The following is a 21,266-nucleotide window of genomic DNA, read 5'->3' on the forward strand; positions in this document are numbered from 1 at the left end:
GGGGCGACGGTGGGGTCGACCGGGATGACGTCCGCTGCCGGGACGGACGCGGACAACGACAGACGAAACGTTTCTGACGCGGTGGGCGTCGTGGTGCTCGGGGCGTGCGCCCTATGGTCCCTGCTCTCGGCGGCCGGGCGGGACGGACGGCCCGAGGGCGTGCTGCTGGCGGTGCTCGCCGTGGCCGCGAGCTATGCCGCGGGCCGGATGGCGGGGTCGCTGTGGCCGGTGGCCGCGCCCTGCGTCGGCGCACTGGCCGGGCTGGCCCTGGCGGTGACGATGCCCGGGGTGGCCGCGGGCTCCCAGTTCACGACACCGCTCGGCCATGCCGGTGCCGTCGCGGCGCTGCTGGTCCTCGCGACGGGGGGCGTGTGCTGTGCCGCCTGGGCGACACCGGTTCCGTCGCTGCGGTTCGGGCTGCGGGCGCTGGCCGCCGGGATCGCGGTGACCGGGGCGGCCATGGGCTCGGCGATGGGGTGCGCGGGCAGTGCCGCCGTGCTGCTGTGCTCCCTGGCCGCCGGTCGGCTGCACCGTCGGGGCCCGGGCATCGCGGGGCTGGCCCTGACGGCCGCGGTGGTGACGGGCATGGTCTGGGCGGTCGCCGCGAACGTCCTGCCCGCCGGGCTCACCACCGCCCTGTCGGGCCCCCTCACCGAGCGCCGCGTCCAGCTGTGGCGGGACGCCCTGAGTCTCGCCCGCCGGAACAGCGCCCTGGGCGTCGGCCCCGGGCGGTTCGGCGAGCTGAGCGGTACCGCGTCCGAGGCCCTGCTGCCCGACGGCAAGCCGCATTCCGCGCCGCTCCAGCAGGCCGCCGAAATGGGTCTGGTCGGTGTCCTCCTGCTGGCCGCCGCGTTCTGCTGGATCCTCTACGCCCTGTGGCGCTCGGCCCGCTCGACGCCGGTCGTGCTCACCGCGGGCGCGGCGCTCACGGCACTGGCCGCGGTCGCCGCGGTCGGCGACGCGCTGAGTTTCACGACGGTGTCGGCAGGCGCGGGCCTGCTGGCGGGACTGGCGACGGCCCGGCCATGGGTCGCGGGTGTGCCACGGAGTTGAGACCGACCGGAGCCGAAGCCGACGCCCATATGTCCCGCACCCATGTGTCCGAGCCACACAGCCCCGTCGGCCACCTCAGTGCGCGGCGCCGGGTGTGATGGTCCTCAAGCGTTCCCTGATCACCCGGACGGCCGACTCGGCGTTGTCCACGGTGATCGTGAAGGTGTGGCCATCCCACAGGCTCAGGACGATGCCCTCGCCTCGGCGGACGACGACGGCCGTGCCCTTCTCGGGCCGCCAGCGGTAGCCCCAGCCGCCCCAGTTACGCGGGGTGATCTGTGGGGTGAAGTCGGCGCCGACCACATGGGAGAGCGGGATACGACGGCGCGGTACCCCTATATGGCCGCACCGGACTTCGAGGCACTCCTTGTCCAGCTTCAGGTCGACGTGCACGAAGGCGAGGGTGCCGAAGAGGACCAGCAGGCCGGCGGCGATGCAGCCCACGACCGCCATCACCAGCGGGGCGACCCCCGAGGTCCAGGCGGAGTCCACGGCCAGTTCGACGCCGAGCGCCATACAGGCGGCGCCGACGAGCGCCAGCAGCCACTGGACCCGGTTCGTGGCGCGCCCCGTCCAGACATCCGGCTGCGGGGTGTCCTTCGTGTCCGGGGAGCGGTCGTGGGGGTGGTCCCTCATATCTACGAGATTACTCAGGTTTCGCTGCGCCGGTAGCGCGTTGCGGAGGGTGACTGCTCATATCGGCGGTATCCGCGGCCCCGGAGGGCTCACTGGGACGCGGCGGGGCTGGCCGTCCGCAGCAGGCCGGCTTCGGCGTAGCCGAGCGCGGCCTCGGGGAGCTCGCCCTCGCGGCCGTTGAGCAGCACCGTCACCGTGCCGGTGGCGGGTGCGTCGGGGGCGGGCAGCGCACCGATCCGGCGGAGCGCCTGGGCCGCCACCGCTACGGCGGAGCCGTGCAGGACGACGGGCGCGGCGCCGGGGGGCTGCACGGCGGCACGGATACGTTCCGCCAGAAGTTCGTAATGGGTGCAGCCAAGGACGACGGTCCTTACATCGTCGGGCGTGAGCTCGGCTGCCGCACGCACGGCGGCGTCGACGGCCGCCTGGTCGGCGTGCTCCACGGCCTCGGCGAGGCCCCAGCAGGGCACCTCGGTGACCGGCACGCCGTCGGCGAACGACTCGATCAGGCCCCGCTGGTAGGCGCTGCCGGTGGTCGCGGGGGTCGCCCAGATCGCGACCGGGCCGCCGGCTGCCACGGCCGGCTTGATCGCCGGGACGGTGCCGATGACGGGGATGCCGGGTTCCAGGCGGGCGCGCAGTGCGGGCAGGGAGTGCACGGTCGCCGTGTTGCAGCCGACGATCAGCGCGTCGGGGTGGCGGGCGGCCGCGGCCTCGGCGACCGCCAGGGCGCGCTCGGTGATGCCCTCGGGGGTGCGTGGCCCCCAGGGCATGCCCTCGGGGTCGAAGGAGAGGACGAGATCCGCGTCGGGGCGCAGCCGCCGTACCGCTGCGGTGGCCGCCAGCAGGCCGATTCCGGAGTCGATGAGCGCGATCTTCACCCGGCCACGATAGACGATGGGCCGTTGGGGGCAGGTCCCATGGGGCAGACTGCGCGGGTGAGCGCCATCATGTGGACCGCCGCCGTATCCCTCGCCGCCTGGCTGTGGCTGCTGCTCTGCCAGGGTTTCTTCTGGCGCACCGACGTCCGGCTGCCGCCCCGGCACGATCCCGGGGAGTGGCCGGATGTGTGCGTGGTCGTGCCGGCCCGGGACGAGGCGCCCGTACTGCCGCTGAGTCTGCCGTCGCTGCTGGCGCAGGACTATCCGGGGCTCGCGGAGGTGTTCCTCGTCGACGACGGCAGTACGGACGGCACCGGGGAGCTGGCCCGGGAGCTGGCCGCACGCCACGGAGGGCTGCCGCTGACCGTGACCTCGCCCGGCGAGCCGCCGGCCGGCTGGACGGGCAAGCTGTGGGCGGTACGGCACGGCATCTCTCTGGCACGCGCGCGTGACCCCGAGTACCTGCTGCTGACGGACGCGGACATCGCACACGAGCCGGACAGCCTGCGGCTGCTGGTGGCGTCCGCGCGCACCGGGGGCTTCGACGTCGTCTCGCAGATGGCGCGGCTGCGGGTGGCGAGCCTGTGGGAACGGCTCGTGGTCCCCGCGTTCGTCTACTTCTTCGCCCAGCTGTACCCGTTCCGCCGGATCGGCCGGAAGGGGTCGCGTACGGCGGCCGCGGCCGGCGGCTGTGTGCTGGTGCGCGCCGACACTGCGGAGAAGGCGCGCATCCCGGACGCGATCCGGCACGCCGTGATCGACGACGTGGCGCTCGCCCGTGCGGTGAAGGGTTCCGGCGGGCACATCTGGCTGGGGCTGGCGGACCGGGTGGACAGCGTGCGGCCCTATCCCCGGCTGCACGACCTGTGGCGCATGGTCTCCCGCAGTGCGTACGCGCAGCTGCGGCACAACCCGCTGCTGCTCCTCGGTACGGTCGTCGGTCTCGCGCTGGTCTACCTGGTGCCCCCGGCGGCGGTGCTGGCGGGCGCGGTCACCGGCAGCCCGGCGGCGGCGCTCGTCGGGGCGGCGGCCTGGCTGGTGATGACCGCGACGTACCTGCCGATGCTCCGCTACTACCGGCAGCCGCTGTGGCTCGCCCCCCTGCTGCCGTTCACCGCGTTCCTCTATCTCCTGATGACGGTCGACTCGGCGGTGCAGCACTACCGCGGGCGTGGGGCGGCCTGGAAGGGCCGTACGTACGCGCGTCCCGACACCGTGGCCGACGAGGGCTGACCTCCGCCCGCGCCGTCACTTGCGGCCGGGCGTCCAGTTCATGCCCCAGCCGTAGACGCGGTCGACGGTCCGCTGCGGGCTGACCCCGCGATCCGGCACCAGATAGCGCGCCTCGCGCTGCACGACCAGGTCATCGCCGGTGTTGGTGAGCAGGGCGAGCGCGCACACGGTCGAGGGGACCGTGCACTCGTCCAGGGAGAAGTCGATCGGGGCGCCGTGCTGGGGCTGGAGGGTGACGGTGGCGTGCAGGTCGGCGAAGGACCTGGCGCCCTGGTAGATCGTGACGAAGACCAGGATGCGCCGGAAGTCCTGTTTGTGGTCGAGGTTGACGGTGAGGTTCTCGCCGCTGGCCACCCCACCGGTGCGGTCGTCGCCGTCGAGATGGATGTACGGCGGCCTGCCGAGCGAGCCGAAAGCGTTACCCAGCGCCTGGACGACGCCCTTGCGGCCGTCGGCGAGTTCGTACAGGGCGCACAGGTCGAGATCGAGGTCGGACCCGCCGTGCCGGCCGCCCCAGCCTGGGGACTGCTTGCGGACCTGCCAGTTGAGGTTGACGCGCAGCGAGCCCGAGGTGCCGCCCTGTTTGGCCAGGGAGACGGAGGGAGCCGCCTTGGTGAGCGTCACCTTGGACAGGCGCACCGGCGCGGGCGGCGGGACGGGCAGGCCACCGGTGGTCGGCGTCGGCGGCTGCGGGAAGGGGAGACCGCCGGGCGGCGGGGGTGTCGGGGCCGGTGCCTGCGGGGCGGCGAGGGGCGCGGTCACCGTGGGCGTGGCCGGCGGGGCCGAGCGGGGCGCGGACGGCGGTGCCGGATGCTGCGGCTCGTCCACCGTGATCCCGAAGTCGGTGGCGAGTCCTTCGAGCCCGCTGCTGTAGCCCTGTCCCACGGCACGGAATTTCCAGCCGCCCTGCCTCCGGTACAACTCCCCGAGGACGAAAGCGGTTTCCACCGTGGCGCCGGTACTGTCGAACCGGGCGAGCTCATTCCCGTCCGCCGCGTCACGGACCTCGATGTAGAGACCGGGGACCTGGCCGAACGTGCCGCCGTCGGCGGAGGCCGCCAGGACGATCTTCTCGATCGGGGTCTCCATGCGCGCGAGGTCGACGAAAAGGGTGTCCGTGACCTGGTCGCCGGAGCGCCGTTTGCCCTCGTGGCGGACCGCGCCGGAGGCGTGCGCGGGCTGGTTGTAGAAGACGAAGTCGCCGTCGGAGCGCACTTTTCCGGCGACCAGCAGCAGCGCCGAGGCGTCCGCGTCGGGGGCACCGGGACCGGAGCGCCAGCCCAATTCGACACGCAGCGCCGTGGTCGGCACCGGCGTATTGGATCCTTTCGGCATTGTCATGTCCGCCCCCATCACATGTCGGCATGCCGGGCGCGCCCGGCGGTCCCAGATCATCCCTACCCGCACAACCTATTCCCGGGGACAGGGAAGTCCCATCAGCTGCACAGGAAGATCCCTGTCCAACCGCCGGTAACCAGCACGGAACTCGGCCTTTACACGATCAGAACGTTGATTGCCGTCCTTTTTTGCCGAGTTCGCTCGGATTGGGGATCCGGCGTCACTGCCGACACGGAAAACAACCCTCTTATCGGTCTCCCCAACCAGCACATCGTGGGCTTAACTTATGTGCCATGACCTCCCCCCGCTCCACCTATGGCGGCGGCTACTACTCCGCCTCCTTCCCGGACACTCCGATCTACGACTCCCTCGTGGCCGAGCGGGGCACCCCGCAGATCGCCCCGATCCGGGTCCCCCCCGCCTACGACGCGCCCAGCAGCATGAACCTGCCCGCGCTCCCGTCGGCGCTGCCCGCCCTCCCGGCGGGCCCCTCCCAGCCGGCCCCCGGCTACGGCTACCCGCAGATGCAGCAGCCCGCTCCGCTGCAGCAGGCTCCCACGGCGTACATCCCCCAGCAGGCGACGGCACCGCGCGGCTACCCCGGCCAGCAGCAGCCGCAGCCGCCGCGCCCGATGATGGGCGGCACCGGGTACGAGGCGATGCGCCCGGCGGCTCCGCGCCCCGCGCCGACGGCTCCGTACCAGGACCCGTACAACAACCAGCAACAGCAGCAGTACCGCGGTTACTGATCGGCATCCCCCTGATGTCAGTGCCGCCCGGCACGATGGCGTCATGGGGATCGCCGAAGTGAGGTCGATGCACGTTCACCCGGTCAGGACGCTCCGGGGCCTCTCGCCCCGGCAGACCGTCGTGGGGCCCTGAGGGGCGGCCAGGGACCGCCGCCGGGTCCTGATCAACGACGGGGAAAGGTCGTCACCCGGCGCGCACAGCCGCGTCCCGCACCGGCCGCCGCCGAGCTGCTGTCCGGTGGCGGCATCTGCCTGCCCCCGACCGGGCAGGCCCCGCCGGAGATGCCGGTCCCGGAGCCGGCGGCCGCAGTGCCGGCAGTCGTCCATGGCACACAGGAGGAGGCTGTTCTCCCGGCCTGGGCCACGCACACGTGGTGCGACGACCGCCTGGGAACCGACACCCGCCGCGTCCGCACAGGTCTGGGACGACCACGTCGTCCGGAGCGCCGAGGGCGAGCCCGACCTCCTCTTCGGCCCCGCCACCCGATCGACCCGGCCCACGCACTGCCGGGCGAGACCGTGCGCCTCACTGACGGCTGCCCCCTGCTGAACACCGCGCAGGCTCCACTTGACGCCCGCGAGTCCCTCACGGCACGGGACGATCACACCGACGAGGGTCCGCTCCCCGTCCCCCTCCCCCGAGCCGGCTTCGACTCCGGCTCGAATGATCTCCACCCGCGCGGGAACCCGAGGCCGCGGCCCGGTCGTTGGGGTCGTGAGAAGTTCCTGAGAGCCCCGGCCGGGGTGATTTCGCTCTCTCTTCGGCCGGGCTCGCGGGTGAACGGCTCGGGCGGGGGTTATCACGGAGCGGAAGGGGGTGGTGGACGGTGCGAGCGATCCGCGGCCTGTGGCGCTGGCGGCGCAATCCGCTGCGCCGCGCGACCGACCTGGCCGAGGCCTGGGTGGCGCTGGTGGCAATGCTGTTGATCGTGGTGGCCGCGCCCGTGCTCGGCTCGCTCGTCGGCGCCGCCGCCCAGGACGCCCTCCAGCGGTCCGTCCGGCAGCAGCACCACGACCGGCACCTGGTCACCGCCACCGTCGTACGGAAGCTGAGCGGCTCCCTGGTCGAGCCCGACCCGGACGCCACCAGCGCCCACGACACCCGCAGCCGCGTCCTCGCCGACTGGACCGCACCGGACGGCACCCGGCAGCACGGCGCGGCCCTGACGGCCCTCAAGTCACCGCACAAGGGTGACCACTTCGGCATCTGGACGGACGGGCACGGCCTGTTGACGGCCCGCCCCCTGGACTCCGCCACCGCGACGACCCACGCCGTGCTGGCCGGGTTCGGCGCGACCCTGCTCACCGCGGGTCTGGTCGAGAGCGCCAGACGGATGATCGTCTGGCGTATGGTCCGTCGCAGATACGCACGTTGGGACCAGGCCTGGGACCGGGCGGGCCCGGACTGGGGCAAGGCCGGCACCGGCAGCTGAGGGCCTTTGTCTCTCTGGTCAATGCACCACCTCGGCGCACGCTACGGTGGACCGGCCGAAGCGCATTCAATATCGACCCGCGCGCGAGCGGACCGCAGGGGCCGGACATCCACCGAGGTGGCCGGCCCGAAGGCGAGCAAGCGATCTGTACGACGAGGTGGGGGCTCAGCAACGCCATGGCACAGGGCACGGTCCAGGTGACGCACACCGGCACATCGAGGTGGCGGCGCCGCACGGGTGAGTACGCGTCGCTCGCCGCCGCCCTGGAGGCCGCCGCCGACGGCGACGTCCTGACGGTCGCGCCCGGCACCTACCGGGAGAACCTCGTCGTCCAGCGCGCGGTGACGCTGCGCGGCCCGGAGGGCTCGCCCGGCTCAGTGCGCATCGCGCCCGCGGACGGGGTACCGCTGACCGTGCGGGCCTCGGCGGTCGTACAGGACCTGCACGTAGAGGGCCAGGACGCGGCCGCGCCCGCACTGCTCGTCGAGGAGGGCACGCCCGAACTGCTGGACGTGCGGATCGTCACCCGCTCCGCCGTCGGCATCGAGGTGCGCGGCGGGGCGCGGCCGACCGTGCGGCGCTGCACCGTGGACAACCCGGCCGGCATCGGCATCGCCGTACTCGACGGCGGCGGTGGGGTGTTCGAGGAGTGTGAGGTCGTGGCGGCCGGTCAGGCGGGCGTGGCGGTGCGCGGCGGCGGCCACCCGCGGCTGGAGCGCTGCCGCATCCACCACGCCTCGGGCACGGGGGTGACGGCGACCGGCGAGAACTCCGCGCTGGAGGCCGTGGGTTGCGAGATCTACGAGGTGCGCGGCTCCGGCGTGCAGGTCACCGCGCGGGCCACGGCGCACCTCACCGACTGCGACGTGCACCGCACCACCGCCGACGGCGTCACGCTCGACACCGACGCGGTGCTCACCCTCGCCGACTGCCGTATCCACGACATCCCGGAGAACGCGGTCGACCTGCGTTCGCGCTCGGTGCTGACGCTGACGCGCACGACCGTGCGCCAGTTCGGGCGCAACGGGCTCTCGGTGTGGGACCCGGGCACCCGCGTGGACGCCAACCAGTGCGAGATCTTCGACAGCACGGGCGACTACCCGGCGGTGTGGGTGAGCGACGGCGCCACCGCCGTCCTGGACTCATGCCGGGTGCACGACGTGCCGGACGCGCTGTTCGTGCTGGACCGCGGCTCCCGCGCGGACGTCGTCGACAGCGACCTCTCCCAGGTGCGCAACACGGCGGTGTCGGTGAGCGACGGGGCCACCGCGCAGCTGGACGACTGCCGGATCCGGGACGCGACCACCGGCGCCTGGTTCCGCGACCACGGCAGCGGCGGCACCCTCAACAACTGCACGGTGGACGGCACCCAGACCGGAGTGATCGTCACCAAGGGAGCCGACCCCACCATCGAGCGCTGCACGGTGGACTCCCCGGCCGAGGCGGGCTTCTACGTCTCGGCGGGCGGCCGCGGCACCTTCCAGAACTGCCGGGTCACCGGCAGCGCCGGCTACGGGTTCCATGTGATCGACGGCTGCCGTACGACGCTGCGCAAGTGCCGTACGGAACGGTGCGCGCGCGGAGGTTACGAGTTCGCGGACGGCGGCGCGGACGCCGGCTCGGGCACCGGCCCGGTGGTGGAGGACTGCACCAGCGACGAGAGCGGCAGCCTGCGGCCGCCCGCCGCGCACGAGCCGGCCGTGCAGACCGCACACCAGACCCCCGGCCTGCTGGGCGCGATCCCCGGCCAGCGCAGCACCGAGCAGGAACCGCTCCTCACCCCCGCCGAGCCCCAGGAGCCGGCCCGCACCTCCCAGGCCGTGCTCGGTGAACTCGACGCGCTGGTCGGCCTGGAGAGCGTCAAGCGCGAGGTCCGTGCGCTGACCGACATGATCGAGGTCGGCCGGCGCCGCCAGCAGGCCGGTCTGAAGGCCGCCTCGGTCAAGCGGCACCTGGTGTTCACCGGCTCCCCCGGCACCGGCAAGACGACGGTCGCCCGGCTCTACGGCGAGATCCTCGCCTCCCTCGGGGTGCTGGAGAAGGGCCATCTGGTCGAGGTGTCCCGGGTCGACCTGGTCGGCGAGCACATCGGCTCCACGGCGATCCGTACCCAGGAGGCCTTCCAGCGGGCGCACGGCGGTGTGCTGTTCATCGACGAGGCGTACGCGCTGTCACCGGAGGACGCCGGGCGGGACTTCGGCAAGGAGGCCATCGACACGCTGGTGAAGCTGATGGAGGACCACCGGGACGCCGTGGTGGTGATCGTCGCGGGCTACACCGAGGAGATGGAGCGCTTCCTCTCCATCAACCCCGGGGTGGCGTCCCGGTTCTCCCGGACCATCACCTTCAGCGACTACGGCCCGGACGAACTGCTGCGGATCGTGGAGCAGCAGGCCGACGAGCATGAGTACCGGCTGGTGCCGGGCGCCTTCGAGGCGCTGCGGAGGTACTTCACGGTGCTCCCCAAGGGCCCCGCGTTCGGCAACGGCCGTACCGCACGGCAGACCTTCGAGGCGATGGTCGAGCGGCACGCGAGCCGGGTCGCCCAGCTCGCCGACCCGAGCACTGACGACCTCACCCTGCTGTACGCGGAGGACCTCCCCGAACTCGGCTGATCAGCCCGCTTGCGGGCGCTGCCCGGGCAGCTCCGGGCGCAGCCGCCCCAGGAGTCGTTCCCGTTCCTCGGCGAAGACCGGGTCCGCCTGATAGTCGGAGTGGCCCAGGATCGGGGCCGGGAGCGGGTGTCCCGGGGTGCGTCCGTAGGCGAGGGGGTCCTTCAGGGGGGTGTGGTCGACCGCCGGGCCGCCGTCGCCGGGAATCCGTACAGGGCCGCCGATGGGGTCGGTGAGGCGGTAGAGGTTGCGCCAGCAGGCGACCTCGCGGTGCAGGGAGCCGAGTTCGGCCGGGCCGAAGTGGGCGGGGAACCAGCGGCCGTAGAGACGCTCCAGCGGGGAGCCGTAGGTCAGCAGCGCGACGCGCTTGCGGACCGACGGGGTCAGCTGCCAAGCCGCCGCGGCCGCGAGGACGCTGCCCTGGGAGTGGCCGGAGATGACCAGCCGGCCGCCGGTGCTGCGGGTCCAGGTGTCCATGCGCCAGGTCAGATCGGGGACCGCGCGCTCGGCGTAACAGGGCGGGGCGAAGGGGTGGGCGGCGCGCGGCCAGAAGGTGCCGACGTCCCAGAGGATGCCGATGGTGCGCCGGGCCGAGGCGTCCTTGTAGGCGCGCCGGCCCCAGGTGACGAAGAGTATGAAGCCGAGCCCGACCAGCCACGAGCCGAGCGCCTGGGAGGCCTGCGCCGCGCCGTGCACCAGGGCGTAGGTCCGGTCGGCGGCCGCGTCCGGCGTCTTCCCGGTGGCGAGCGCGCCCACCAGCGCCCCGGCGCCCAGCACCAGCGTGGCCGCGCAGAGCACGGTGACGACGAGCGGCGTCCGGTCGGTGAGGGCGGCCATGGCACGGACCCCGGCGATACGGCGGGTGCGTGCCGTGTCCTCCGGCTCGCCGGCGTGGTCGAGGCCGACGGCGGTGCGTTCGGCGTGGCCGAGCCGCGAGGTACGCCAGGAGAGCCAGGCGACGGCGGCGAGCAGCACCACGAGGACGGGCGGGATCACCGAGGCCTGCCAGGTCAGCAGAACCGGCGGCCCGGCGAGGGAGGTTCCGGTGCCGTCCAGCCAGTCGGAGACCCGCTGGGCGACCCCGCCCGAGATCACCCCGCCCAGCGCGCAGGCGAGCAGCGCGACGGCCGGCCCGCCGAGACCGCGCATCGCGGCGCGTGGATCGGGGAGCCGGCGGTGCAGGTCGTGGGCGACGACCCCGAGGACGATCACCAGCACGCCCTGGGCCAGGACCAGGCCGCCGAAGGCCGGGTCCCCGGCGAGCCGCCCCACGGAGCGCCACCCCGGCCGGGACCAGCCGGCGTACAGCGCGACGAGGACCAGCAGGGCGAGTGCGCCGAGCGGCAGGCGTCGTACCAGATGCCGGTCGAGTTCCTGGTCGAGGAGGTTCTCGCTGCGGCCCCGGCGGCAGACCACCCACACCGCGGCGACCGCCAGGGCCGCCAGCGCGGCGAGCAGAAGCCACCCGATGGCGTCGAGTACGGCGGGTCCGCCGGCCCGGCGGTCGAAGGCGGCCGCCGGTGCGAGGACCGCGGCGGCGACCGTGAGCAGCCCCGCCGCGGTGTGGGCGGCGCGCAGCCGGGCCACCAGCCGGCGCCCGTACCAGAAGCCGGGGCTGCCGAGGGAGGTGTGCCCGGGCTCGGCGTCGTGGGCCAGGGGCCGGGTGGACTCGTAGGCGCTCCAGGTGCGGTGCGAGAGGTACCAGAGCAGGCCGGTCAGCGCGGTGGGCACCAGGGCGGCCAGGGCGAGCCGGCGGCCGGGGGCGCTCCACCAGCCGCCGTCGGGACCGGTGGGCGAGAGGAAACCGAGCCAGGAGTGCCGGCGGGCGCAGGCGGTGACGCCCGCGCACTGCCAGGCGGCCAGGTCGAGGGCGACCTCGCAGGCGGCGGCGACCAGCAGCACCGTCAGGGTGAGCCCGGCGAGCCGGACCAGCAGGCCGTAGAAGCGGACGGTGCGCGGACGGTTCTGGGCGGCGGGGCGCATCCAGTGGGCGAGGTTGACGACCATGAACGGCAGGAGCAGCAGCCACAGGGCGCGGGAGGCGTTGCCGGAGGTGAGGTTGCACCAGACGTAGGCCTCGGGCACCGGACGGTCGCGGTAGTCGCCGGGCCGGGACTCCGCGTCGACGTCCTCGGCGCGCCGGAAGACGGCGGCCGTGTCGTCGCCGGTGATCCGCACGGTGCGTGGATCACCGAGCATCTTCTCGGGTGTGCTGCCGCCGACACCGTGCACCAGCAGTTCCAGGTCGATCTCCGGTACGGCGGACCGCTCGACGGAGTCGGTCTCCCCGCCGGTGAGCCGCTGGGCGGAACCGCCCTGCCCGGCCGCCGGCCGCCCGGCCGGACCGGTCGTCTGCACCACGATCCGCTCGGCCGGTTCGGTCGTCTCGGCCACGAGCCGCTCGGCCGGGTCGGTCCGTGGGGCACCGGGCGACTGGGCGGGTGCGGTCTCCGTCGCCGTCGGCCGCTCGGCGAGGTCGTCGGCGGTGCGTTCCTGCGCGCGTTCCACTCTTCTCGCACTTCCCCCGTGACGCGCCGATGGTCTGTGTCCGTGCGGGTTTCAGGATCTCCGATTCCGGTGTGACGCACACCACTCGCCACGGAATCTCCCCGTTGTGTGTGACACCCGGTGGAACACGTGGTGACCGAATGACATGTGCGCACCGACACAGGGAGTGGCGCAACCGGTGTGGTCCCGTGAAAGGATGGGGCGCTCACGCACCGGAGCCGGGCGGAATGTCCTGGTCGGAGCCGGTACGCAGGGCGTGTCGGACGGCTTGAGGCGAGAGGACCGGAGCGTACGTGAGCGAGAACCAGAACCTCCTCGCGGAGCAGCGCCGCGCCCTGATCCTGGACGAGGTCCGGCGCCGGGGTGGCGTTCGGGTCAACGAACTGACCCGCAAGCTCGGTGTGTCGGACATGACCGTACGCCGGGACCTGGACGCGCTGGCCCGGCAGGGCGTGCTGGAGAAGGTGCACGGCGGCGCGGTGCCGGTGGTCGAGGCGAGCACGCACGAGCCGGGGTTCGAGGCCAAGTCGGGACTGGAGCTGACCGCCAAGGAGGACATCGCCCGGGCCGCCGCCGAGCTGGTCGTACCGGGCACGGCGATCGCCCTGTCCGGCGGCACGACGACGTACGCGCTGGCCCATCAGCTCCTGGAGGTCGCCGACCTGACCGTGGTGACGAACTCGGTGCGGGTCGCGGACGTCTTCCACGCGGCACAGCGGGTCTCCGGGCAGCGGCAGGGCGCGGCGACCGTCGTCCTGACCGGCGGGGTGCGCACCCCGTCCGACTCGCTGGTCGGGCCGGTGGCGGACCAGGCGATCGGGGCGCTCCACTTCGACCTGCTGTTCCTCGGTGTGCACGGCATATCGGTGGAGGCCGGCCTGTCCACGCCGAACCTCGCGGAGGCGGAGACCAACCGCCGCCTGGTGCAGTCGGCCCGGCGGGTCGTGGTGGTCGCCGACCACACCAAGTGGGGCACCGTGGGCCTGAGTTCGTTCGCCAAGCTGGAGCAGGTCGACACCCTGGTCACGGACGCCGGACTGCCGGCCGCGGCGCGTGCGGAGATCTCCGAACACCTGCGCCGCCTGGTGGTGGCGGGCGAAACCGACTGACGGTGCAGACACCTGACGGGTCGTCAGCTACCTTTTCGGGACAGCGTCTCACGAGGAGGTCGGCCCGGTGGCTCACCAACTGCGCCCGGTGGGACTCGACTTCGTCGAGACCGCACCTGTACGGCTCGTGTTCGGGCGGGAGATGACGGCGGCGCCGGAGACGGTCTTCCGAGCCCTGGCGGAGGACGTGCCGGGCTGGTCGCAGTGGATGACAGGGGTGAAGTCGGCTCGCCCGACGGAGCACGGCCGTGAGGTACGGCTCCAGGGCGGCGTCCGCTTCGAGGAGACGGTGATCGCGTCGACGTCGCCCGAGGTGTACGCCTACCGCGTGGACACGGCGAACGTACCGGGCGCGGGGGCCTGGCTGGAGGAGTGGCACCTCACCCCCCACGGCACCGGAACCCGGGTACGGATGACGTTCGCCCTGGACGGTACGGCGCTGTTCCGTGCGGTGTGCCGCCTGGCGGCACCGGGCATGGGCCGGGCGATCCGCGAGGGGATACGGGCCTTGGACGCCGGACTGTGAACGCCGCCGGCCGCAGCGCCGCTTCAGATGCGCGGGGGCCTGCCCGGTCGGCCACAGGCGGCCCGCACCCTCGAACCTAGTCCGGCCAGACCCCCGTGGCCAGCAGGGACTCGATGGCAGCCGCATAGGGAGCGATGTCCAGCCCCTGCTCCTCCAGCCAGGAGTCCGAGTAGTACTTGTCGAGATACCGGTCCCCCGGATCGCACAGCAGCGTCACCACGCTCCCCGTGCGCCCCGCCGCCACCATCTCGGACACGATCTTCAGCGCACTCCACAGCCCGGTCCCGGTGGAGCCGCCCGCCTTCCGTCCGATCGCCCGCTCCAGCGCCCGCACCGCCGCCACGCTCGCCGCGTCCGGCACCTTCATCATCCGGTCGATGGCCCCCGGCACGAAACTGGGCTCCATCCGCGGCCGGCCGATGCCCTCGATCCGGGACCCGCAGTCGCAGGTGACGTCCGGATCGCCGGTGGTCCAGCCCTCGAAGAAGCAGGAGTTCTCGGGGTCGGCGACACAGATCCGGGTGTCGCGCTGGGTGTAGTGGACATAGCGCGCGAGGGTCGCGGACGTACCGCCGGTCCCCGCCGTGGCGACGATCCACGCCGGCTCCGGGAACCGCTCCAACTCCAGCTGGCGGAAGATGGATTCGGCGATGTTGTTGTTGCCGCGCCAGTCCGTGGCCCGTTCGGCGTAGGTGAACTGGTCCATGTAGTGGCCGCCGGTCTCCACCGCGAGGCGCGCGGACTCCTCGTACATCTTGCGGGAGTCGTCCACGAAGTGGCACCGCCCGCCGTGGAATTCGATGAGCCGGCACTTCTCGGAGCTGGTGGTACGCGGCATGACGGCGATGAAGCGCACGCCGATCAGCTTGGCGAAGTACGCCTCGGAGACCGCCGTCGAGCCGCTGGACGCCTCGATCACGGGGCGGCCCGGCCGGATCCAGCCATTGCACAGACCGTAGAGGAAGAGCGAGCGGGCCAGCCGGTGCTTGAGGCTTCCTGTGGGATGGGTCGACTCGTCCTTGAGGTAGAGGTCGATGCCCCACGCCTCGGGCAGCGGGAAGCGCAGCAGGTGGGTGTCCGCCGAGCGGTTCGCGTCCGCCTGGACCTTGCGGACAGCCTCTTTGAGCCAGCCGCGGTACTCGGTGTCGCTGTGGTCGACGTCGAGGGTGGCGCCGGTGCGGATCTGCGGGGTGGTGCTCACGGCGGGCTCCTTACGCTGGGCACCGACGGCGTCCGAGCGCGGCCGGCACACCGATCATAAACACCTTTCACATGGCTTCCCACCTGCATAAACGCATCTTTGAGCGCCTCAAAGACCTACTGTGGAACGGTGGCTCGAATCCTTCGGGGGGCGCATTGCCGCGAGTGCTCCGGGCGCCCCCCGCCCGGCGGCCCGTGCGCACTGGTGCTCCTCGTCAAGGGCGGGCAGACTGCCACCGGACGGGACGAACGTCCCGAACGGGGGCGCACACTGGATCACAACACGAGCCGGAGCGCGCCGACCGGGGCCACAAGCTCGCGGGCCGGTGACCGAGGTACTCGAAAAGGGGCGGGGCAGAATGGCGGAGCCGGAGTTCACGGCGAAGGGCGTGCGGATCGACAAGCGGCTGCGTTCGCTCACCCGGGCCGGGCAGGTCCGGATAAGCGACGGCAGGCTGCAGCTGCTGACCAGCTACGGCAGCGAGATCGACAGCGCGCCCGTGCAGGCGGTACGGGCCTCGAAGCCATGGTTCGCGTCGGAGGACCGGGCCCTGGCCGACCTCAACGGCCAGCGCTACTCACTCACCCTGGGCGACCACGATCCGGCGCCGGGCGAGCCCGGGCCGCCCGCGGCGCGCCGCTTCATCGAGGCGGTACGGCGGGCCGCCGGGCGTGACCACTGAACCACGGCGAGTTGCGGGACCGTACGCAGTGGGTCACGCTTGTCTCACGTCACTCTGGGTTTACCGGCGATAACGCTGCGAACCAGCCCGCCGGCCACGACAGCAGGCGGCCCCATGGACGGCGGCGCCCTGCTGGATCCGTTCTCCGTGTTCTTCCGGACCTCACGTCGGGGAGTCGCAGTCGTGATCGAACACCCAAGCAGACATTGCTCGGTGGAGCTCCAAGCCCTGCCCGCGCGGATCGGCCAGATCCGCAGAATCGTATCTGCACAGTTGCGCTACTGGCATCTGGACCCGTTGATAGACCGGGCCGCGCTCGGTGTGACGGAGTTGCTGACCAACGTCCACCGGCACGCCCAGCCCGACAAGAACTGCACCGTGGAGATCGAGCTCCAGCTCGACCGGCTCACGGTGTCGGTCCGTGACCACGATCCCCGTCTGCCGGTGGTCGAGGACGGGACGGACGTCGCGCCGATGGCCACCTGCGGCCGGGGCCTGGCGATGGTGGCCGCGGTCAGCGAGAGCTGGGGGGTACGGCCGCACGACGACGGCAAGGTCGTGTGGTTCACCCTGCCCGCGCCGACCGCCATGCCGGAGGCGGCCCACCCGCAGCGCCGTACGACCGAGCCGGCGACCCGGCATGTCGTCACGGCGGGACCGGCGGCCACCGGTGCGCCCGCTGCCGGGCATGCGACCGCCGGCGCCTCCGCCACCGCACAGGTCGGCGTCGGTGCCTCCGCTGCCGCGCTCATGACCGCCGGTGCCGCCGCCGTCGTACCCGCGACCGCCGGCGTCTCCGCTGCCGTACCCGCGACCGCCAGTCCCCCCGCTGCCGTACCCGCGACCGCCGGTGCCCCTGACACCGCACGTGCTCCCGCCCGCTCGGCTGTCGCCAGTTGAGCGGGCGGTGAGTTTCCCTCCCCGGCGCTACTCCACGGCGATGGCCCGCAGCACGTCCAGGCGGGCCGCCCGCCGGGCCGGGCGCAGGGCCGCCAGGGCGCCCGCGGCCACGCCCACCAGCGCCACGACGGCCAGGCGGACGGGCGGGACGGCGAAGGCGAACGCCGTGTCGCTCGTGCCGTCCGAGGCCCTCACCAGGACCCAGCCGAGGAAGGCGCCGAGGCCGAGTCCGCCGGCCGTGCCGAAGGCGGCGACCAGGACCGACTCCCAGCGGACCATGGCCCGCAGTTGGCGGCGGGTCTGGCCGACGGCCCGCAACAGGCCCAGTTCCCGGGTGCGTTCGTGGATCGCGAGGGTGAGGGTGTTGGCGATGCCGAGCAGGGCGATGAGGACGGCAAGCGCGAGCAGCGCGTAGACCAGGGTGAGCATCATGTCGATCCCACCGGCCGAGGACTGCGCGTACTCGTCCCGGGTCTGCACCTGCGGGTTGCCGTACCGTGCGGCCGCCTTCGTCACCGCCGCCCGGCCCGTGGCCGCGCTCACCCCGGGCCTGAGGGTGACGGCCACCAGGGTGTCGGAGTCCTGGATGCGGTGCGGGGCCCAGGCGGCACGGGTGATGACGTAGTCACCGGCGAGTTCGGACTGCCCGTAGACCGCGCGGACGGTGAAGTCCCGCTCCTTGCCGTCGGTGAAGGTGAGCCGGGCGGTGTCCCCGGTGTGCAGGTGCTGCCGGTCGGCCTCCGTCCGGGTGACGGCGATGCCGTCGGTGCCGAGCCGGGAGAGTGAGCCCTGGACGGTGCCGAGGTCGAAGGTGCGGGCGAGGGCGACGGGGTCGGTGACCGTCAGTGCCCGTCCCCTGCCGTCCACTTCGGCGACCCCGCGGCCGAGTCCGACGGCGGTGTCCACCTCCGGGAGCCGCTGGAGCACCGGGGCCAGACGGGGGCTGAGTCCGCTGCCGCCCGCGCCGAAGGACGGGTTGCTGACGGCGAGGTCGCCGGCGAAGGACCGGGAGACGGTCTGGTCCATGGTCGCCTTCAGGGACGCGCCGAACACGGTGAACAGCGAGACGACGGCCACGCCGATCATCAGCGCGCTCGCGGTGGCGGCGGTCCGCCTGGGGCTGCGCAGCGCGTTGCGGCGGGCCAGGGCGCCGGTCACTCCGCGCAGCCGGCCGAGGGGGCCGCCGAGCAGCCGTACGGCCGTGGTGGCGGCGACCGGGCCCAGGATCACGAAGGAGACCAGGGCCAGCAGCGCGCCGAGTCCCGCGAGCCAGAGGGACGGGGAGACCAGGACGCCGGTGAGGGTGAGGGCGACGGCCAGGGCGCCCAGGCCGGCTCCGACGACCGCACGGAGGCCGGACGCGCCCGAGGAGTCGACGGCGGTCTCGCGCAGGGCGGCCAGCGGGGCGGTGCGTCCGACACGGACGGCGGGCAGCAGCGCGGAGCCCAGGCAGACGACGACACCGACCGCGAGCGGGAGGGCCATCGAGAGCGCCTTGACCACCAGGTCGCCGTCGGGGAAGGGGAATCCGATCGCCGGGAAGAGCGCCTGCAACCCGGCGGCGATCCCGATGCCGCCCGCGACCCCGGCGGCGGACGCCAGGACGGCCACGGCGCTCGCCTCTGTCAGGGTCGCCGCGGTCACCTGGCGGCGGGAGGCGCCGAGGGCGCGCAACAGGGCGTTCTCCCTCGTGCGTTGGGCGACGACGATGGCGAAGGTGTTGTGGATGGAGAAGGTCGCGACCAGCAGGGCGATCCCGGAGAAGACGAGCAGGAGGGTCGTGAAGACGGTCAGGAACTGGCTGGAGATCATGTCGGTGTTCTCCTGGGCCGAATCCTGGCCGGTGATCGCCTCGACTCCCTTGGGCAGGACCGGAGTCAGCCGGTCGACCAACTCCTTCTGGCCGACTCCCGGACCGGCCCGCACCAGGATGCTCGCGGCCTCCCCCGGTTTCGCGGTGAGGTACTTCTCGGCGTCGGCCCGTGTCATGCCGGTGAAGGTCACCTGGGCCATGCCGTCCTCGCCGCCGAAGGTCGCGAGGCCGACGATCGTCACCTTGACGGGATCGGGGGTACGCAGGACGGTCGTGTCGCCGATCTTCAGGCCGCCCTTCTTCGCCGCACCTCGGTTGACCACGACCTCCCCGGACCTGGCGGGAGCGCGGCCCTCGGCGATCCGGTAGGAGTTGAGGTTCGGGTCGGTGATCCAGTTGCCGGCCAGGGTGGGCGGGCCCTTGCCGCCGATGGGTTTGCCGTCGGCGCCGATCAGTTGGCCGGCGCCCTGGATGTCCGGGGCGGCGGCCGCTACGCCGGGCACCTGCTCGACGGTCCGCACCAGGGAGGCGGGCACGGGCTGGCGTACGCCCTGGGCCTCGCCCGGTGTGGTGATGGCGTCGGCGCCGCGCACCACGGCGTCCGTGCCGCTGGTGGCCTCGCCGAACATCGAGTCGAAGCTCGCGCGCAGGGTGTCGCCCATGACCAGGGTGCCGGCCAGGAAGGCGACGCCGAGGAAGACGGCGAGGAAGGTGCCGGCGAACCGGCGGCGGTGGGCGCGCAGCGAGGACAGGCTCAGTCGTACGGACGCGTTCATGACCGCACCTCGAGGGCCTTCATCCGGTCCAGGACGCCGTCGGCGGTCGGGGACTCCATACGGTCGACCAGGCGCCCGTCGGCGAGGAAGACGACCTCGTCGGCGTGGGCGGCGGCCACCGGGTCGTGGGTGACCATGACGACCGTGCGGCCCGTCCGCCGTACCGCGTCGCCGAGCAGGCCGAGGACCTCGGCGCCGGAGCGGGAGTCCAGGTTGCCGGTGGGCTCGTCGGCGAAGACGACCTCCGGACGGCCGGCGAACGCCCGTGCCACGGCGACGCGTTGCTGCTGGCCGCCGGAGAGTTCGGAGGGGCGGTGGTGCAGCCGGTCGCGCAGCCCGACGACCTCGACGAGCGCGTCGATCCACTCGGGGTCGCCGCGCCCGCCGGCCAGGTCCAGCGGCAGGGTGATGTTCTCCGCGACGGTCAGCGTCGGCACCAGGTTGAACGCCTGGAAGACGAAGCCGATCCGGTCGCGGCGCAGCAGGGTCAGCCGCCGGTCGTCGAGCGAGCCCAGCTCGGTGTCGCCGATCCAGGCGGTGCCCGAGGTGAGGGTGTCGAGGCCGGCCGCGCAGTGCATCAGGGTCGACTTGCCGGAGCCCGACGGGCCCATGATGGCGGTGAAGCGTCCTTCCGGGAACGCCACGTCCACGCCGTCCAGGGCGCGTACGGCGGTGTCGCCGGCGCCGTACGTCTTCACGGCGCCCACGACCCGGGCCGCGGCCCGTACCTCGGTGGCCGTGGTCATGCCGCGCCGCCCTTGCCGATGCGGCCGAACTGCTCCTCCAGGACGGACAGCCGCCGCCAGTACTCGTCCTCGTCGATCTCTCCGGAGGCGAAGCGGCGGCCGAGGACGGCGAGCGGCGAGTCGCCGGCCGGGCGTCCGGCGTCCATCGGGCGCCAGGGGCCGCCGCGCCCGCGCCACGCGGTGCGGCGCAGGACGGTGACGACGCCGATCACGACGGCCGCCCAGATCAGCGGGAAGAACAGGATCCACGGGCCGGGCCCGCCGTCCCAGTTCGCGAGGGTCTCCATCTCGGTTCAACTCCCTTGCCGGAAAGTCTCGGTGTGTTGCATCGAGACTGGCTCCGGGGAGGGGGCCGGGTCGTCGTGCGGCCGGCGGCAGTCGCCGTACCTCCCGGGGAGTACACGGCGGGGGCCCGGCTGCTCCCGCCAGGACTGGCGTTCTGTAACTACTAGTATGTACAGTGACTGCGTGAGCACGTCGGAGCGTCTGATCGAGTCCACCCGTGAGCTGCTCTGGGAGCGCGGTTACGTCGGCACGAGCCCCAAGGCCATCCTGGAGCGCGCCGGGGCCGGCCAGGGCAGCATGTACCACCACTTCAAGGGCAAGCCGGACCTGGCCCTGGCCGCGATCCGGCGGACCGCCGAGGAACTGCTGGCCACCGCCGAGGACGTGCTCACCGGGCCGGGCACGCCGTACGAGCGGATCGAGGCGTATCTGCGGCGCGAGCGCGATGTGCTGCGCGGCTGCCCGATCGGGCGGCTGACCATGGACCCGGACATCATCGCGAGCGACGAACTGCGGGCGCCCGTCGACGAGACGCTCGACCGGATCCGGGAGCTGATCGCCGGGATCGTCGAAGAGGGCAGGGAACAGGGGCAGTTCGGGCCGCGGGTGGACGGCGAGGAGATCGCCGCGACGGTCCTCGCGACCGTGCAGGGGGGTTACGTCCTCGCCCGTGCCTCCGGCTCGCCCGCCGCGTTCGACACCGCCGTGCGCGGACTGCTGTCGCTGCTGAGGAACTGACGTACGTCCGCAGGTGTCCGCCGCCGGCCACCCCACCGTCCGAGCGT

General features: G+C 73.0%; 17 protein-coding genes and 1 pseudogene. 10 read left to right on the top strand and 8 right to left on the bottom strand.

Translation table 11 applies throughout. The features are described 5' to 3' along the window. Positions 1-24: 24 nt before the first annotated feature. The gene (locus ACFWXC_RS14590) at positions 25-1,053 is read left to right on the top strand and encodes an O-antigen ligase family protein (protein WP_384478397.1); all 1,029 of its coding nucleotides are present in this window, start codon (positions 25-27) and stop codon (positions 1,051-1,053) included. A gap of 75 nt (positions 1,054-1,128) precedes the next feature. Here the strand turns inward: ACFWXC_RS14590 and ACFWXC_RS14595 are convergent, their stop codons facing one another. Both ACFWXC_RS14595 and ACFWXC_RS14600 read right to left on the bottom strand, forming a co-directional pair. Continuing rightward, the gene (locus tag ACFWXC_RS14595) at positions 1,129-1,689 is read right to left on the bottom strand and encodes a hypothetical protein (RefSeq protein WP_384478400.1); all 561 of its coding nucleotides are present in this window, start codon (positions 1,687-1,689) and stop codon (positions 1,129-1,131) included. 89 nt (positions 1,690-1,778) lie between these two features. Beyond that, entirely contained in the window at positions 1,779-2,570 is a 792-nt protein-coding gene (locus ACFWXC_RS14600) for a glutamate racemase (protein WP_384478403.1), read from the bottom strand. A 39-nt stretch (positions 2,571-2,609) separates the two neighbouring features. Here ACFWXC_RS14600 and ACFWXC_RS14605 point away from each other — a divergent pair, with 39 nt between their 5' ends. After that, the gene (locus ACFWXC_RS14605; RefSeq protein WP_384478406.1) at positions 2,610-3,803 is read left to right on the top strand and encodes a glycosyltransferase; all 1,194 of its coding nucleotides are present in this window, start codon (positions 2,610-2,612) and stop codon (positions 3,801-3,803) included. Between the two features lie 15 nt (positions 3,804-3,818). On the opposite strand, the gene ACFWXC_RS14610 is transcribed toward ACFWXC_RS14605, so the two are convergent. Beyond that, complete coding sequence (locus tag ACFWXC_RS14610; RefSeq protein WP_384478526.1) at positions 3,819-5,138, bottom strand: TerD family protein; 1,320 nt, start codon at positions 5,136-5,138, stop codon at positions 3,819-3,821. A gap of 296 nt (positions 5,139-5,434) precedes the next feature. Between ACFWXC_RS14610 and ACFWXC_RS14615 the strand changes: the two genes are divergently transcribed. The 3 genes from ACFWXC_RS14615 (at position 5,435) to ACFWXC_RS14625 (ending at position 9,938) form a co-directional block, all read left to right on the top strand. Next, complete coding sequence (locus tag ACFWXC_RS14615) at positions 5,435-5,890, top strand: DUF6643 family protein (RefSeq protein ID WP_352222878.1); 456 nt, start codon at positions 5,435-5,437, stop codon at positions 5,888-5,890. A gap of 827 nt (positions 5,891-6,717) precedes the next feature. After that, complete coding sequence (locus ACFWXC_RS14620) at positions 6,718-7,323, top strand: hypothetical protein (RefSeq protein ID WP_384478410.1); 606 nt, start codon at positions 6,718-6,720, stop codon at positions 7,321-7,323. A gap of 176 nt (positions 7,324-7,499) precedes the next feature. Further along, the gene (locus ACFWXC_RS14625) at positions 7,500-9,938 is read left to right on the top strand and encodes a right-handed parallel beta-helix repeat-containing protein (RefSeq protein ID WP_384478412.1); all 2,439 of its coding nucleotides are present in this window, start codon (positions 7,500-7,502) and stop codon (positions 9,936-9,938) included. Here the strand turns inward: ACFWXC_RS14625 and ACFWXC_RS14630 are convergent, their stop codons facing one another. Continuing rightward, entirely contained in the window at positions 9,939-12,185 is a 2,247-nt protein-coding gene (locus tag ACFWXC_RS14630) for a hypothetical protein (protein WP_384478529.1), read from the bottom strand. Between the two features lie 551 nt (positions 12,186-12,736). On the opposite strand from ACFWXC_RS14630, the gene ACFWXC_RS14635 reads away from it, so the two are divergent. Then, positions 12,737-13,552: a DeoR/GlpR family DNA-binding transcription regulator gene (locus tag ACFWXC_RS14635; protein ID WP_384478415.1), complete on the top strand. Its 816-nt coding sequence runs from the start codon at positions 12,737-12,739 to the stop codon at positions 13,550-13,552. A 67-nt stretch (positions 13,553-13,619) separates the two neighbouring features. After that, positions 13,620-14,078, top strand: coding sequence for an SRPBCC family protein (locus tag ACFWXC_RS14640; protein WP_384478418.1), 459 nt, complete (start codon positions 13,620-13,622; stop codon positions 14,076-14,078). 76 nt (positions 14,079-14,154) lie between these two features. Here the strand turns inward: ACFWXC_RS14640 and ACFWXC_RS14645 are convergent, their stop codons facing one another. Next, entirely contained in the window at positions 14,155-15,279 is a 1,125-nt protein-coding gene (locus ACFWXC_RS14645; RefSeq protein WP_384478421.1) for a PLP-dependent cysteine synthase family protein, read from the bottom strand. Positions 15,280-15,637: 358 nt separating this feature from the next. Here ACFWXC_RS14645 and ACFWXC_RS14650 point away from each other — a divergent pair, with 358 nt between their 5' ends. Both ACFWXC_RS14650 and ACFWXC_RS14655 read left to right on the top strand, forming a co-directional pair. Beyond that, entirely contained in the window at positions 15,638-15,961 is a 324-nt protein-coding gene (locus ACFWXC_RS14650) for a hypothetical protein (protein ID WP_352222870.1), read from the top strand. 183 nt (positions 15,962-16,144) lie between these two features. Continuing rightward, positions 16,145-16,570 (top strand): annotated as a pseudogene (locus tag ACFWXC_RS14655) (ATP-binding protein); the annotation flags it as partial. Between the two features lie 318 nt (positions 16,571-16,888). Here the strand turns inward: ACFWXC_RS14655 and ACFWXC_RS14660 are convergent. From ACFWXC_RS14660 to ACFWXC_RS14670, 3 genes are read right to left on the bottom strand one after another with little or no spacing between them, the layout of a single operon-like run. After that, a complete protein-coding gene (locus tag ACFWXC_RS14660; protein ID WP_384478423.1) occupies positions 16,889-19,450 on the bottom strand; it encodes an ABC transporter permease in 2,562 nt (853 codons plus the stop codon). After that, a complete protein-coding gene (locus ACFWXC_RS14665; protein ID WP_384478426.1) occupies positions 19,447-20,196 on the bottom strand; it encodes an ABC transporter ATP-binding protein in 750 nt (249 codons plus the stop codon). The genes ACFWXC_RS14660 and ACFWXC_RS14665 overlap by 4 nt, the downstream gene beginning before the upstream one ends. Further along, positions 20,193-20,483 carry an SHOCT domain-containing protein gene (locus ACFWXC_RS14670; RefSeq protein WP_352222868.1) on the bottom strand — a complete coding sequence of 97 codons (291 nt, stop codon included), beginning with the start codon at positions 20,481-20,483 and terminating at the stop codon, positions 20,193-20,195. Before ACFWXC_RS14670 ends, ACFWXC_RS14665 begins: the two co-directional genes overlap by 4 nt. A gap of 166 nt (positions 20,484-20,649) precedes the next feature. Between ACFWXC_RS14670 and ACFWXC_RS14675 the strand changes: the two genes are divergently transcribed. Continuing rightward, on the top strand, positions 20,650-21,219 hold the full coding sequence (locus ACFWXC_RS14675) for a TetR/AcrR family transcriptional regulator (protein ID WP_384478429.1): 570 nt from the start codon (positions 20,650-20,652) through the stop codon (positions 21,217-21,219). The last annotated feature ends 47 nt before the right edge of the window (positions 21,220-21,266 follow it).

The organism is Streptomyces sp. NPDC058683, from assembly GCF_042716195.1.
GTDB lineage: Bacteria > Actinomycetota > Actinomycetes > Streptomycetales > Streptomycetaceae > Streptomyces.

Coding starts and splice junctions, on each gene's coding strand:
- ACFWXC_RS14590 (WP_384478397.1), top strand. CDS start 25: ATGACGTCCGCTGCCGGGACGGACGCGGACAACGACAGACGAAACGTT.
- ACFWXC_RS14665 (WP_384478426.1), bottom strand. CDS start 20,196: ATGACCACGGCCACCGAGGTACGGGCCGCGGCCCGGGTCGTGGGCGCC.
- ACFWXC_RS14660 (WP_384478423.1), bottom strand. CDS start 19,450: ATGAACGCGTCCGTACGACTGAGCCTGTCCTCGCTGCGCGCCCACCGC.
- ACFWXC_RS14675 (WP_384478429.1), top strand. CDS start 20,650: ATGTACAGTGACTGCGTGAGCACGTCGGAGCGTCTGATCGAGTCCACC.
- ACFWXC_RS14670 (WP_352222868.1), bottom strand. CDS start 20,483: ATGGAGACCCTCGCGAACTGGGACGGCGGGCCCGGCCCGTGGATCCTG.
- ACFWXC_RS14595 (WP_384478400.1), bottom strand. CDS start 1,689: ATGAGGGACCACCCCCACGACCGCTCCCCGGACACGAAGGACACCCCG.
- ACFWXC_RS14610 (WP_384478526.1), bottom strand. CDS start 5,138: ATGCCGAAAGGATCCAATACGCCGGTGCCGACCACGGCGCTGCGTGTC.
- ACFWXC_RS14625 (WP_384478412.1), top strand. CDS start 7,500: ATGGCACAGGGCACGGTCCAGGTGACGCACACCGGCACATCGAGGTGG.
- ACFWXC_RS14615 (WP_352222878.1), top strand. CDS start 5,435: ATGACCTCCCCCCGCTCCACCTATGGCGGCGGCTACTACTCCGCCTCC.
- ACFWXC_RS14650 (WP_352222870.1), top strand. CDS start 15,638: ATGGCGGAGCCGGAGTTCACGGCGAAGGGCGTGCGGATCGACAAGCGG.
- ACFWXC_RS14605 (WP_384478406.1), top strand. CDS start 2,610: ATGGGGCAGACTGCGCGGGTGAGCGCCATCATGTGGACCGCCGCCGTA.